The organism is Bartonella pachyuromydis, from assembly GCF_039543065.1.
Classification (GTDB): Bacteria; Pseudomonadota; Alphaproteobacteria; order Rhizobiales; family Rhizobiaceae; genus Bartonella; species Bartonella pachyuromydis.
The window spans coordinates 225,539-239,055 of sequence record NZ_BAABJA010000002.1; the positions used below are offsets into that span (position 1 = coordinate 225,539).

General features: G+C 36.6%; 9 protein-coding genes. 3 read left to right on the plus strand and 6 right to left on the minus strand.

What is annotated here, in order from left to right:
- Nucleotides 1-912 precede the first annotated feature (912 nt).
- From der to ABD917_RS02830, 3 genes are all read right to left on the minus strand, one after another.
- Nucleotides 913-2,340, minus strand: a complete 1,428-nt coding sequence (gene der, locus ABD917_RS02820) for a ribosome biogenesis GTPase Der (RefSeq protein WP_345118580.1) — start codon at nucleotides 2,338-2,340, stop codon at nucleotides 913-915.
- Nucleotides 2,341-2,345: 5 nt separating this feature from the next.
- A complete protein-coding gene (locus tag ABD917_RS02825; RefSeq protein WP_345118581.1) occupies nucleotides 2,346-3,017 on the minus strand; it encodes a DUF2659 family protein in 672 nt (223 codons plus the stop codon).
- Nucleotides 3,018-3,626: 609 nt separating this feature from the next.
- Nucleotides 3,627-5,399, minus strand: coding sequence for an SLC13 family permease (locus tag ABD917_RS02830; protein ID WP_345118582.1), 1,773 nt, complete (start codon nucleotides 5,397-5,399; stop codon nucleotides 3,627-3,629).
- Nucleotides 5,400-5,770: 371 nt separating this feature from the next.
- Here ABD917_RS02830 and ABD917_RS02835 point away from each other — a divergent pair, with 371 nt between their 5' ends.
- Together ABD917_RS02835 and nhaA are read left to right on the plus strand one after the other, a co-directional pair.
- Nucleotides 5,771-7,462 (plus strand): hypothetical protein, encoded by a 1,692-nt coding sequence (locus ABD917_RS02835; protein WP_345118583.1) that lies wholly within the window; start codon nucleotides 5,771-5,773, stop codon nucleotides 7,460-7,462.
- 151 nt (nucleotides 7,463-7,613) lie between these two features.
- Nucleotides 7,614-8,975: a Na+/H+ antiporter NhaA gene (nhaA, locus tag ABD917_RS02840; RefSeq protein WP_345118584.1), complete on the plus strand. Its 1,362-nt coding sequence runs from the start codon at nucleotides 7,614-7,616 to the stop codon at nucleotides 8,973-8,975.
- Nucleotides 8,976-10,108: 1,133 nt separating this feature from the next.
- Here the strand turns inward: nhaA and ABD917_RS02845 are convergent.
- The gene (locus ABD917_RS02845) at nucleotides 10,109-11,365 is read right to left on the minus strand and encodes an aspartate kinase (RefSeq protein ID WP_345118585.1); all 1,257 of its coding nucleotides are present in this window, start codon (nucleotides 11,363-11,365) and stop codon (nucleotides 10,109-10,111) included.
- Between the two features lie 197 nt (nucleotides 11,366-11,562).
- Here ABD917_RS02845 and ubiG point away from each other — a divergent pair, with 197 nt between their 5' ends.
- Nucleotides 11,563-12,318, plus strand: coding sequence for a bifunctional 2-polyprenyl-6-hydroxyphenol methylase/3-demethylubiquinol 3-O-methyltransferase UbiG (ubiG, locus tag ABD917_RS02850; protein ID WP_345118586.1), 756 nt, complete (start codon nucleotides 11,563-11,565; stop codon nucleotides 12,316-12,318).
- Here ubiG and grxC read toward each other — a convergent pair whose 3' ends face one another.
- Nucleotides 12,319-12,582 carry a glutaredoxin 3 gene (gene grxC, locus ABD917_RS02855; protein ID WP_345118587.1) on the minus strand — a complete coding sequence of 88 codons (264 nt, stop codon included), beginning with the start codon at nucleotides 12,580-12,582 and terminating at the stop codon, nucleotides 12,319-12,321. It abuts the gene before it with no gap.
- A 48-nt stretch (nucleotides 12,583-12,630) separates the two neighbouring features.
- The gene (locus ABD917_RS02860) at nucleotides 12,631-13,416 is read right to left on the minus strand and encodes a ComF family protein (RefSeq protein ID WP_345118588.1); all 786 of its coding nucleotides are present in this window, start codon (nucleotides 13,414-13,416) and stop codon (nucleotides 12,631-12,633) included.
- Nucleotides 13,417-13,517 lie beyond the last annotated feature (101 nt).

Here is a 13,517-nt window from a genome sequence, read left to right on the forward strand (position 1 = left end):
CTTATAGCACAACCTTCAAATATAAATTTATTGTGCATTTCATCTGTCATTAGCAAATAAAACATAGTCTAGAAATTTCTTATTTAAAGATATAATACTTCGACAATAATTATGAACTATTGCGTAAATTAGGACTATAAAACAGAACCTTCAATATAACGGCTACAGCTGTAACCGCTTCTTTTATGATCTCTTTACAGTTGGAGTAACAAACTAAAAAATATTTTTGCTTTTTATTTGAATAGACCGCTGTAAATATGTTTTTCCATCCAACAATGATAAATGTTAGCAGTTCGCTTTACACAAACCGACACTGTAATATGCCTTTCCACCTCTCATTACTGCGTTTATTCTGCTATCATACTTATGCTGCCTTAGAAATAATTTATTAAAAGGATGACATGTTTTCCAAAAATGATTTTGTTTTACAGATTTCTTCCTCTCACAATAATATCTGTAAACAATTTTCTTTTTTCTAAGTAAGAACAGTTGAAATAGGAATATTACGATACGTCACTATCATGATAAATTAATTTTTACTTCCCTAAAATACGAGGATTCTTACAAGTAGCTATCTGTAAACAATCTGACATTTCTCGAAAGTGGCTTATTGTTGACCACGCACACGATTCCTTATAGGCTCTTTGAATAAACTCTGCTCTGAATATTCGTCACACAACAAAAAAACTCACATATTTACAGTTTTATATACCTTATATCACCATCCTAAAGGCTGACGTTTTGCGCTACAACAAACTGAATCAATCTATTTCTCAATAAAGAAATATTTTTTCTTTTATTAAAAATAACGCGGTTATCTGTTAAATTGATCAATTCATTATTGATCCTAACACATTATAATTTATGAAAAAATTAACTTTTCAATGTGTTTTTACTTAACTCAAAGAAGGATTATTTCTTTTTAGAACGTTCTGCAAAAGGATTATCAGCTGCTCGTAACGATATGCGAATTGGAACACCAGGCATATCAAACGTATCGCGTAATCCGTTGGAAAGATAACGTAAATATGATTGAGGCATTACCTTTGGTCGCGAACAGGCAATCATAAATCCAGGAGGACGTGTCTTAACCTGTGTTATATATTTAATCTTAAGTCGACGCCCTGAAATGGCTGGTGGAGGATGATGCGCAACGACAGTCTCAAGCCATCGATTCAATTTACCTGTAGAAATACGACGATTCCATACACGATGCATCATCATGACATTTTCCATAAGTTTATCAATACCTTGACCGTATTGACCTGATAAAGGAACAGCTCTTAAACCACGAACCTGAGGGAGAAGACGGCTACATTTTTCATGCAAATCAATTAGTGTTTCTTGACTATTTTCGATAAGATCCCACTTATTAAAAGCAATAAGCGGAACACGTCCTTCACGAATCACAAGATCAGTAATTTGCAAATCTTGCTTTTCAAAAGGTGCCGTTGCATCAAAAACAATCACGACTACCTCTGCAAAACGAATAGCACGTAAAGTATCAGCGACAGAAAGTTTTTCTAATTTTTCTTGAATTTTTGATTTTCGACGCAAACCTGCAGTATCAAAAAGTTTAATATGTCGATCACGCCATTGCCAATCTACAGAAATAGAATCACGCGTAAGCCCCGCTTCAGGTCCTGTTAATAACCGATCTTGTTTTAACATACCATTGATGAGGGTTGATTTTCCTGTATTGGGACGCCCTGCAACTGCAATCCGAATGGGCTTATTTTCATCGTAAATACCCCCCTCTTCCTCCAACTCTTCCACATCATCACCAACAGATGCTGGCGCGACAGCAATAGATTCCTCTTCGTTATTATTTTTAAAAGAATGCTCTGTGCCGACAGCGTCTACAATTGCATCACGAAGATCTGTAAGCCCAACACCATGTTCAGCAGATATTGAACAAGGCTCCCCTAAACCTAATGACCATGCTTCATACTCCCCCCCTTTTGCCGCTCTTGCCTCAGACTTATTGGCAACAAGTACAATTGGTTTTCCCGATTTGCGCACCAACGAAGCAAAATTTAAATCAGTCGGTGTTATTCCACTTTTCGCATCAAACATAAATAAAATAAGATCTGCTTCATCAATAGCTACTTTTGTTTGAGAACACATACGCCCTTCAAGGGTATGATCAGCTGCCTCTTCCAACCCAGCTGTATCAATCACATCAAAACGCAAATCTTGAAGTTTCGCCGCATGAATACGCCGATCACGGGTAACGCCTGGCTTATCATCAACCAACGCCAATTTCTGCCCAACCAACCGGTTAAAGAGCGTTGATTTCCCAACATTAGGGCGACCAACGATAGCAATGGTAAGGCTCATAGAATTTATTCCTTATTTGCCTTGCCCTCAGCTTGTATAAGCTCAAGCATAATTCGAGCCCGATCCGTTACTTTTGATCCCAGCGCACCCTCTGCAGAAATTTTCCGAAAATAATCAACTGCCTCATCCATCTTATCTGCTTTATATGCGGCTAACCCTAAAGCCTCTCTTGCTGTCATACGCATAGGATCAATATCATTTGCCATATCTTTGACACGCTTTTTGACATCCTCTAAGGTTCCTGTATCGACTAAAATATAGGCAGCACGAATTTTTGCAACTTTCCGCAAAATTTGCGGTGCTCTTTCATCAGCTGCAACAGAATCAAAAGCCTCCACCGATTTAACAACATCGCCTTGTTCCATGAATAAAGAAGCTTCATGCAAACGAGCAAGAAAAGGATATCCTCCAAAGTGAGAGACTTTAACATCCTCCAATTGCTTTATCGCCTCATCAAATTGACGTGTATCTGCAAAATCAAGGCTTTTTACAAATGCATCACCAATATAACCGGCTTTTTTTATTTGCTCATGATGATAAACTTGATAAGCAACTATCATGAGTATAAAAAGAATAACCGTCCCAATAATCCAGAAACCATAACGTTTCCAAAAGGCAAGCGCCTTTTCCTGACGAAATTCCGCGTTAACTTCAGCAATAAAACTATCATACGACATATATCATACCTTGGAAAATTACCTTCTTTGTGCTTTTACGCATAAATAAACTAAAGATAATAGCCCTCATTAGCTAAAAAATTTAAAATTTCCCACCCATGAGTCTCAAAACAATATCTATCCGAATTATTTGGACTTTTGCAACGGTCTCAATAAAAAATACTGTAACTGCCTTTTCGTTCATATTACGTTTTTTTGCCTCTTTAAATTTTTTAGAGAAATGATGATTACCTTAACCATCATTCTATATTCGCCCATTATATCAAGAGTTATTTGTATCTCCCTCCCTATATATACGACCACTTTAAAAACTTCAAAGCAACAGTTCTATTACATTTTTCAAAACTCTTGATTGTACAATGATAATGGGAAAGCAATCTCTTACAAAATCCTGAACAAAACATTGTTTTATTTTCATGTTTGAAAAAACTAATAACCCGATAAACAAATTCTGTTATCCAAGATAAAAAATATTGGAAGCCCATAAGAGAAGTTCACTAAAGATTTAAACTTCACATAAAGCTCTTTATGTACATGATATTGTTTCAACTTAATCTTCATCCGATTGATAAAATTTTGTGTTTGATACTTACAATTTCTAAAAGCATTTCATTGTAATGGCCAAATCCACATCAGCATTGGAACAGCAACAATGACTATCAAGACCGCTAGTGGTGCCCCAAAGCGTGGGTAATCACTAAAACGATATCCCCCTGGCGCCATCACCAGCATATTACTTTGATGTCCAATAGGTGTAAGAAACTCACACCCTGCACCAATGGCAACTGCCATCAGAAAAGCTTCAGGCTTATAATGAAGAGAATGAGCAAAACTTGAGGCGATTGGTGCTACCATCATGACTGTGGCTGCATTATTCAAAAATGGTGTTACCAACATAGCTGTAACAAGCATAAGTGCTAAAGCACCAGATGGTGGAAAAAATACTGCCAATTCACTGAGCCATTGCCCTATAAGATCTGTACATCCTGTCTTCTCTAGCGCCTCACTTACTGGAATAAGAGTTGCTAATAAGACTAATATTTGGCCATCTAATGCTTGATACAAATCACGGGCTGGCAAAACACGAAAGATAACCATTGCTGCAGCAGCAGAAAAAAAGGCAAAGGCAACAGGAACGATATGAAAAGCTGTAAAAATAATCGCTATAAACAGAATAGCTAAAGAAATAAAACCATGTCGCAAATTACCAAACACAATATTACGTTTGGCTAAGGGCAAACATTTCAATTCCCGTAACAAATTTGGAATAATCATATCTTGCCCTTGCAAAACAATCACATCACCAAAATGAAAAACAATATCACTAAGCCTTCCCCGTATCCTTTCATGCTGACGACTTAACGCAAGAAAATTGACATTATAGCGATCAAAGAGTGAAAACTCTTTTGTACTGAAACCAATAAGAGGAGAATTATGTGTGATGACTGCCTCAATAATATCAATGTCACTGTCCTTATCTCCCGTAGAAAGAGTTCTATCCGTAGAAAATTCTAAACGAGCAGAATTCATCACACTATCTAACCCTGTGTGCGAACCTTCCAGCAAAACAATATCGTTTTCAGACAAAACAAAATCTGGTAGTGGTGAAATAGATACTTTGTTTCTGATGATTTGAAGCACCATGACATCACCACCTGATGGCTTAACCAAATCAACGATGGTTTTTCCTACAATCGGTGAATTTGCGGGAATATGTACTTCTGAAACATAGTTACGAATATCAATAGCATCATCAAACGATACACCGGAACGAACACGAACAGGTAAACGCCAAGAAAAAAATACCACATATAATACTCCAACAGTGGCAACCGCTGCACCAACCGGCGTAAAATCAAACATAGTAAAAGGAACCCCCGCTAAACGCTCTTGCATCGCTGAAATAACAACATTGGGAGAAGTTCCTATCTGTGTCATAAGACCACCCAACAAGGAACCAAATGCCATAGGCATCAAAAAAACAGAAGGTGAAACTTGAGAACGGCGAGCAAATTGAAAAGCAATAGGAAGCATGATAGCCAAAGCACCGATGTTTTTCACAAACATTGATAAAAATACTACCGAAATAACCAAAAAAGTCAATTGAAGGCGCACTGATTTCACATCTGGCCATATTCGTTGGATAATAAACTCCATAATACCAGAACGCGATACAGCAGTACTGACAACAAACACACTTCCTACAATAATAACAATATCATTACTAAAGCCGCTAAATGCCTCCTTCGGACTGACAAGACCAACAGTACAAGCAATTAATAATGTACAAATAGCAACAAGATCATAACGGAATTTATCCCAAATAAAAACAACCATCATGAGAATAATGATAGAAAACGCCATTATTTGATCTTCTGTCATGACACCCATCTCTCCCCGTTAGATTACAATGAATAACAACATATCTTTTATTTTTTAACTGTTCCTATAAATAGCAGCAAGATAAAAGCTGACATAGATGCAGTTTAAAATAACTAAATGATACGCATAATCGCAATCGCCATAAGCTGCTCTTCTCTCATTATGAAGGCTTTTCTATAAAACGCTGAAATTAAAGAAATTTGGTGACAGCTGATAAAAGCATATTGCTAAAAAGATGTGAATGATTCTACATGTACAAAGAGAGTGGAGGGAGATAACTGTTTGGTACATACTCTGTCTGAACCTTTGTCGTTGCTTAAAGGAACTTGTTTATATTCTCACATAAAATGATAAAAGCGAAAGAAGAAATAATGGTTAATCTTAATAGTGGATATCGCAGTAATCTAAGATATTGGCTAACTTGTGTTATTGGATTTTTTGCTATCTTAACAATTATAATTGTTGGTGGCTTTTATATGGCAAAACCTTATCTTAACAATTTTGTGAAACGAGAAATAGCACGTCGCTTTATAAGAGCAGAAACATCCGATGTCAGCATCATCGGCAAAGTTAATTTAACAAATGTTACGCTCCCAACCCCTTCCGACATATCACTTAAAATTGGTGCACTTTCTGCCCGTCCTCCTATTTCTTTTATTCCTGGCACTTTTACATTTTATAATGTTGATTTAAAATATCGTGATGTTCATGTAAAAATTCCTCAAATTTCTCTTAATAGTGTCTTCTTAAAAGAAAAGGATAACACAATCACATCGCGCCTTTTACAATCAATTATGCGTATCGAACTTTCCTCAATCATTGCTCCGGACATACAGTTCTCGGTAGAAAATACCAATAAAAATATTGAACAATTTGAAATAAAAGGCTTTCAGCTTTCTGATTTAAAAAAGGGCCATATTCGTTCTGTTGGTATCAAAAATATAGACCTTACAACGATAGCGGAAAATGGTGATAAACAGATGCATCTTGTCGCTACAAGTGATGCAATAAAAGCGCATGATATTGATATTAATTATGCATATTCTATTATTATGGGGAAAAACAATGTTCTCACTCAAGGAAAAACCATTACAGGCCCCATTTCGTTGAGTAAGATAAAAGTTGATCTCTTTCAAGAAGCAGAAAAAAATGCTTCTTTCTCTCTCGGGCAATTTAAAACATCTGGTCTAAAAATGAAGCCACTTAAACAAACGCCTGAAAAATTGATCAAAGCTTACCTTAACGCAAGAAAAGAAAACAATCAGGACGTTGAAAAAACAGCACGAAATGCCATTCTTCTAAACACACTGCTCGCTATTACCTCAGCTGATGCGGAAATGAATAACCTCACCATTGATATACCACAGTTGAAAGCAACGCTTGAATCATTCCAATTTAAACCAAGCCTGTGGAAACAGCCCATACCCAAAAAACTTCTTCTTTCTCTTAATAATTTTTCAGTTTTACCTAAAAAAATAGAAGAAAAAGACCTCAATTTACTCAAAAAAATAAATCTTGAACGTTTTGATCTCTCAGGAAAATTAGACGTTTCTTATGATGAAAAAAAACATATGCTCTCTCTTAATGCAATGTCTTTCAACATAGAAAATATCGGAACTGGAAAAATAGTAGCAAAAATTGTTAATGTTGATGAAAAACTTTTTTCTGCTCAAAAAGATTTCATGATCGCTGCTTCTCAAAATCTTGGTCTTACGGATATTGATATAAGCTATACAGATGCTGGTTTTATTGATAAGCTTTTTTCTTATCTTGCACAAAATCTTAGTGATACAAAACATGATCTCAAAAAAGAACTCTATGATAATTTCTATCTGATGATGACACAAACTCCAAAACTATTGCTAAAAAATCATGACGAAGCAGAAAAAATTTCAAAGGCTTTTGGTGAGTTTGCTAAAAATCCTCAAACCTTAGTTGTAAAAGTTCAAGCAAAAGACAAAAAAGGACTCACAATAACTGATCTTGAATCTGCCTTACAAAACAATTTGTCCACAGTTTTGAGCAAAGTACATCTCAATGTAAAAAATGAAGTATCTCATTAAAAACCATGTTTCGCATTCAACATGATGTTGTTGTCTATAATTTAAAAAGCTTTATTCCTCTTTTTTCTTTTGTATGATACAGAAAAGCATCATACAGAGTAGCTTGTGCAAAAATATATATTTGTGAAATCGCCGATAATTGGAGTTGTTCATGTCTGATTTATCTTCAAATCGCTTACCTAATCGTGCTTCTCGTGTTACCAACCAAGCACTTTCTGCTATCGAGCGTTTTCTCCATATCGAAGCTCTCAGCGGTATTGTTCTTTTATTAGCTGCTGCTGCTGCTCTCATTTTTGCCAATTCTCAATATGCTCCTCTTTATGAAGCCTTTTGGCATACACCTTTTGGCTTTAGCTTTGGCCGTTTTTCCCTCTCGTGGGATTTGCATTTTTGGGTTAATGATGCTCTTATGACTATCTTTTTTCTCGTCGCAGGAATGGAAATTCGACGTGAAATTCATGAAGGTGCCCTTGCCGACTTTAAACAAGCAGTACTACCAATCGTCGCAGCAGTAGGTGGAGTTTGTCTTCCAGCGGTTATTTATTTTAGTTTGAACTTTAATGGGGGGCATACGCATGGTTGGGCTGTGCCAACAGCAACAGATATTGCCTTTGCGCTAGGCATTCTGGCTCTCCTTGGAAAAAGAATTCCTTCTAACCTTCACATCATCCTTTTATCCTTAGCAATTATTGATGATATTATTGCTGTTCTTATTATTGCTTTCTTCTACTCAACAAATATTGACCCTAGTGGCCTTATTATTGCCGCAGCAGGTATTGCTTTAGTGCTCTTTTTTCAATGGATTGGCCTTGCATCAGCATGGCTTTATATTCTGCCTGGTGCAATCATCTGGTGGGGGCTAATGGCAACAGGTGTTCATCCATCCCTTGCCGGCGTAATTTTAGGCATGATGACCCCTGTTTTTCCTACCCGTACCCTTGTAGCGCCGCTCACCATGTTAAGCAATGCAATGCAAGTTCTTCAAGAAAAAAATGCCAAAACAGATCTGCATCATATTTCAACTGCATTGAAAAAAATGCGCAAAGGACAACGCGATATGATTGCACCAGTAGTACGTGTTCAAAAAGCATTGCATCCATGGGTTGCATACGCCATTATGCCAATTTTTGCCTTTGCAAATGCTGGTGTTAGTTTTGCAAATTTTGATCTTTCTTCTCATGAGTCACTGTTAATTGTTCTTGGTGTGGTGATTGGTCTCTTTGTTGGTAAACCTTGTGGGATTGTTGCTGCCAGTTATCTCGCAGTAAAATCAGGGTTATGTCGCCTTCCTCCTCAGATGACATGGGCAGGTATTTTACTCATTGGATTTTTAGCAGGAATTGGCTTTACAATGTCCATCTTTGTTTCAATGCTTGCTTTTAAGGATATTATCCTGCTTGATTCTGCAAAAATTGGTGTCCTTTGTGGATCTGGTTTATCGGCTCTTGCAGGTCTTGGATATGGATTCATTTACATAAAACGCAATAAAAAAGCTCTTCATAGTTCTCAATGAAATCAATAACAGTTGCATTTTATGTTCGCTTTTAAAAAGTAATTTAGTTTATTTATTGCACTGAAATTTATTGTAATGATAAAGAAGAAAAATTTTAAAACCTGTTTTATCTCTTCAATTTAAAGTAATACGTAAGTGAAAAAGGCTTATTTCCCTTAAAAATCTATATTTCTGATAAATTTTATAAAAGAAATGTAATAAAAATAATGTATTATCCGCATATCGCAATATATTCTTATCTGCGTGAAATGATAAAATCTTAGTCAACAAATGCAGATAAATACTACTCATGGAGAGAATCAATAAAACGATAATGACAGAGAAAATTGCTCATTGCAGATAATTGGAAAAAATAAATAAAGCTTTTAAGTATCTCAACCCATGGCCATTGGGACAACTGTGGTTTTCAAAACAGAATGAACACCCCTTTGGTTGATTGAGAATTATCCTATTGTGCTATAAAATATCATCTTTGGAACAATAATATCAGACTCTATATATTCAGTATTTTAGATAATACAGTGAATCTTCAAAGCAGAAATTTTTTGTAAAACCTACGAAGTGAACCATACAGATACTCAGCAAGTGGAACCAATCAGAAAAATTGGATTGTCTATTAAATCTATAGTGGTAGAAAACTTCGTTATTTAGGACTAGGAAAAAGCTAGGAGAAAAGTTTTTAATGTATTGGACGTAAAGGCTCTATATCCAAGATTTACAAAAGCAAATAAATCATTATAAAAAAGAGGAAGAGATTTTTTACACATTTTCCCAATTAGACAAATATTTCTTTAAGAGTAACTATTGCACAAACATTTATTCGAGATTTTTATTCACTTTTTATGAGAAAAATAAACTAAACCTAGGAGGGTACAGATGAAACTCTTTAACATAACTTTGCGAGAACACAAAATACCAGTGGAATGCATCTTATTAACCCTCTTTTTCATAATTGCGCAAATAATCCTCTGAAATCAAAACTATAGGATCATCTTATCATTCACAAAATTTCCTATCTAACATATATATTTTGAAAAGATGGTATTTAATTCTCTTCTCTTGGAAATTTAATGATATGCTCTTTACTGTCTTACACACACGAATATTTCATATTTTTTAGAACTAAAAAATACTTATCCCTTATCAAGTCCATAAACAGCATGTAATGTTCTCACAGCAAGTTCAGTATAAGCACTATCAATCAAAATAGAAATCTTAATCTCTGAGGTTGTGATTGCCTGAATATTAATACCTTTTTCAGCCAAAGCCCTAAATGCTGTAGCTGCAACACCTGCGTGACTGCGCATTCCAATACCAATAACAGAGACCTTGGCAAGATCACTCTCAAATTGGATAACATCAAACCCAATTTCTTTACGATTTTTTTCAAGAAGAGCAACGGCTTTGTCCACATCAGCTGATGGTACAGTAAAAGTCATATCAGTTTTTGAGCCATCTTCAGAAATATTTTGCACAATCATATCGACATTAATTCGCTCTTCAGCCAAGGGACCAAAAATTGCTGCAGAGATCCCCGGACGATCTGCAAGCCGACGGAGAGAAATTTGTGCCTCATCCTTAGCAAAAGCAATACCAGTAACATTTTGTTGTTCCACGATTTCATCCTCATCGCAAATAAGTGTTCCAGAAGAATTCATTGTATCCCCCATATCTAATACATCGGGATCCTCAAAACTCGAACGTACAAAAGTACGGACTTTATGAACCATTGCCAATTCAACAGAACGAACCTGTAAAACTTTTGCACCAAGAGAAGCCATTTCCAGCATTTCTTCAAAAGCAACTTTTGATAAACGACGTGCCTTAGGCTCTATACGCGGATCCGTTGTATAAACACCATCCACATCTGTATAAATATCGCAGCGGTTCGCCTGTATAGCTGCCGCTATAGCAACAGCACTCGTATCTGATCCCCCACGCCCTAAAGTAGAAATCCGATTATCTGGAGATATTCCTTGAAAACCAGCAATAACGGCTACCTGACCTTCCTGAAAACGTTGTATTAAAAAAGATCCATCAATATCTGTAATACGTGCACGACTATGCGCACTGTCGGTGCGAATAGGGATTTGCCAACCAAGCCATGAACGAGCATTCACTCCCATTTCTTGAAGTGTAAGAGCCAACAAACCTGCCGTTACCTGTTCCCCAGAAGAAACAACAACGTCATATTCGTAAGCATCTTTATATATTGGTGAAGCCTCACAAGTCCACTGAACAAGCTCATTGGTTTTCCCAGCCATCGCGGATACCACAACCGCAACCTCATTGCCTGCATCCACCTCTCTCTTAACATGCCGTGCAACATTATGAATACGTTCAATATTTGCTACAGATGTTCCACCAAATTTCATGACAATGCGTGCCATCACTCACACTCTTACCTTATATATTTCTTACCTCAAACAACAGTGAGTATAGAGACTTACTACCATATTAGCAAACTACCCTTTCACATACCGAATATCTATCATTTGTGCAAGTTTCGTTATGTTTATATTAATTTCTCTTGACTTTTAAATGAAATCCACCTGACTTAATCATAAAAAAGAGAAAGGAGAGCGACATGACAAATAAAAAGCATACGACTATTGATCAAAATGAAATTGAACATTTTTCACGTATTGCTGCGGAATGGTGGAATCCACAAGGGAAATTTCGCCCACTTCATCAATTTAATCCAACGCGTCTTGCTTACCTTAGAGAAAAAATCTGTTTAGAATTTAATCGTGATCCTGTTTCACTTATACCCTTCGAAAATTTGAGAATTCTTGATATTGGCTGTGGTGGTGGCTTGTTATGCGAGCCAATGGCACGTCTTGGTGCTATGGTTGTGGGAGCTGATGCCGCACATACAAACATTGAAGTTGCGAAAATTCATGCCGCCCAAAATGGTCTTTCCATTGATTATCGTACCACAACCGCAGAAGAACTTGCCAATGACGGAGAACAATTTGATATCATCCTCAATATGGAAGTTGTTGAACATGTGGCTGATGTTAATCTCTTCATAACAGCCACAGCAAAAATGCTCAAACCACAAGGGGTGATGTTTGTTTCGACACTCAACCGCACATGGAAATCATGGGGATTAGCTATTATAGGCGCTGAATACATCCTTCGTTGGCTTCCCAAAGGAACCCATGACTATAAAAAATTCTTAAAACCTCAAGAGCTTAAAAATTTCCTATCCCAAAACGCTCTCACTGTTATTGATGAGGTCGGTATTACTTACAATCCATTCAATGACAGCTGGAATCGTTCAAAAGATATGGATGTGAACTATATGCTTCTGGCAAAAAACACCCAGAAAGCATATTAGTTATAATTTCTCTACGTCTTGCAACAAAGAATCGAGCTTCCCCTCTTCTTCTAGAGTGTACAAATCATCACAACCGCCAACATGATAATCACCTATAAAAATTTGCGGAAATGTGTTACGTCCATTGGCTCGCTGTACCATTTCTTGGCGAAGAGAAGTTGAAGCATCAATATCTGTATATTTTACTCCTTTTTTATCAAGTAAATCTCGTGCTCTTGTGCAATAAGGGCAATGAGGACGTGTATAAAGTGTGATCTCTTTCATTATGTTATTCTCCAATATTTTCAAACTCTTTTTGGTTTAAGGCTTCTCTCAAGAATTAGGAAAAATAGAAGCCTCGTTTAGTACACGCGAGAATGTTAATACATCAACTTGACGCGCACCTGCACGCTTTAATGTTGTAGCAGCTGCTGTAACTGTTGCACCTGTTGTGAAAACATCATCCACAAGCAAAATAGAGCGCCCTTTTAAGTATTTTTTAACTTTATCAGGAACCTCAAAGGCGTTCAATACATTCAGTTTTCGTTCCCTTGCCGATAAATTCACCTGAGGACGGGTATGTCGACAACGCACAAGCCAGCCAGGCTTAAAAATTTTTTTTCGCGCTCCTGCAATATAACGAGCAAGTTCAGCAGATTGATTATAACGTCTCTTCAAAAAACGACGAAAATGCAAAGGAACGGAAATAATAACATCACAATCATCTATAATCTCGCGCCCAGCAGATATCATCCAATTCGCCATGAAAGATGCCAGTTCTACATGATCTCCATATTTCAACCGCGTTACCAAAGCTTGCGCCACACCTTTATGAACAATAACTGAACGAACACGCGAAAAAGGATGGGAATTTTTAAGAGCTTCACCACTGAGAAAACCATCCCCCATATCACAAACAAAAGGAATTCCCATAACAGGACAATAGGGTTTTGTGATAAATTGGAGCCCTCTCCAACATTCAGGACAAATCGTACCACAAGCAGAAACTCTTTGCTTACATCCAGGACAAAGAGGCGGATACAAAACTGTGAGCAAGCGCTCAATGAACTTACTTAATAAACCCCCGCCATTTAAAGCCACTTCTTGCAAGCATAACATCGTTAATTTAGGCTTTTATAGCTTCCCTATACAAAAAATCCTTTTACATTTTTTAACTTTAATTCCTTTAAAAACTCTTACTTCTTATAAATTTGTTTTTC

What these genes read in the sequence shown, in the direction of transcription:
- der (WP_345118580.1), bottom strand. Translation starts at nt 2,340, where the DNA reads ATGAGCCTTACCATTGCTATCGTTGGTCGCCCTAATGTTGGGAAATCA.
- ABD917_RS02860 (WP_345118588.1), bottom strand. Translation starts at nt 13,416, where the DNA reads ATGTTATGCTTGCAAGAAGTGGCTTTAAATGGCGGGGGTTTATTAAGT.
- ubiG (WP_345118586.1), top strand. Translation starts at nt 11,563, where the DNA reads ATGACAAATAAAAAGCATACGACTATTGATCAAAATGAAATTGAACAT.
- grxC (WP_345118587.1), bottom strand. Translation starts at nt 12,582, where the DNA reads ATGAAAGAGATCACACTTTATACACGTCCTCATTGCCCTTATTGCACA.
- ABD917_RS02825 (WP_345118581.1), bottom strand. Translation starts at nt 3,017, where the DNA reads ATGTCGTATGATAGTTTTATTGCTGAAGTTAACGCGGAATTTCGTCAG.
- ABD917_RS02830 (WP_345118582.1), bottom strand. Translation starts at nt 5,399, where the DNA reads ATGACAGAAGATCAAATAATGGCGTTTTCTATCATTATTCTCATGATG.
- ABD917_RS02835 (WP_345118583.1), top strand. Translation starts at nt 5,771, where the DNA reads ATGGTTAATCTTAATAGTGGATATCGCAGTAATCTAAGATATTGGCTA.
- nhaA (WP_345118584.1), top strand. Translation starts at nt 7,614, where the DNA reads ATGTCTGATTTATCTTCAAATCGCTTACCTAATCGTGCTTCTCGTGTT.
- ABD917_RS02845 (WP_345118585.1), bottom strand. Translation starts at nt 11,365, where the DNA reads ATGGCACGCATTGTCATGAAATTTGGTGGAACATCTGTAGCAAATATT.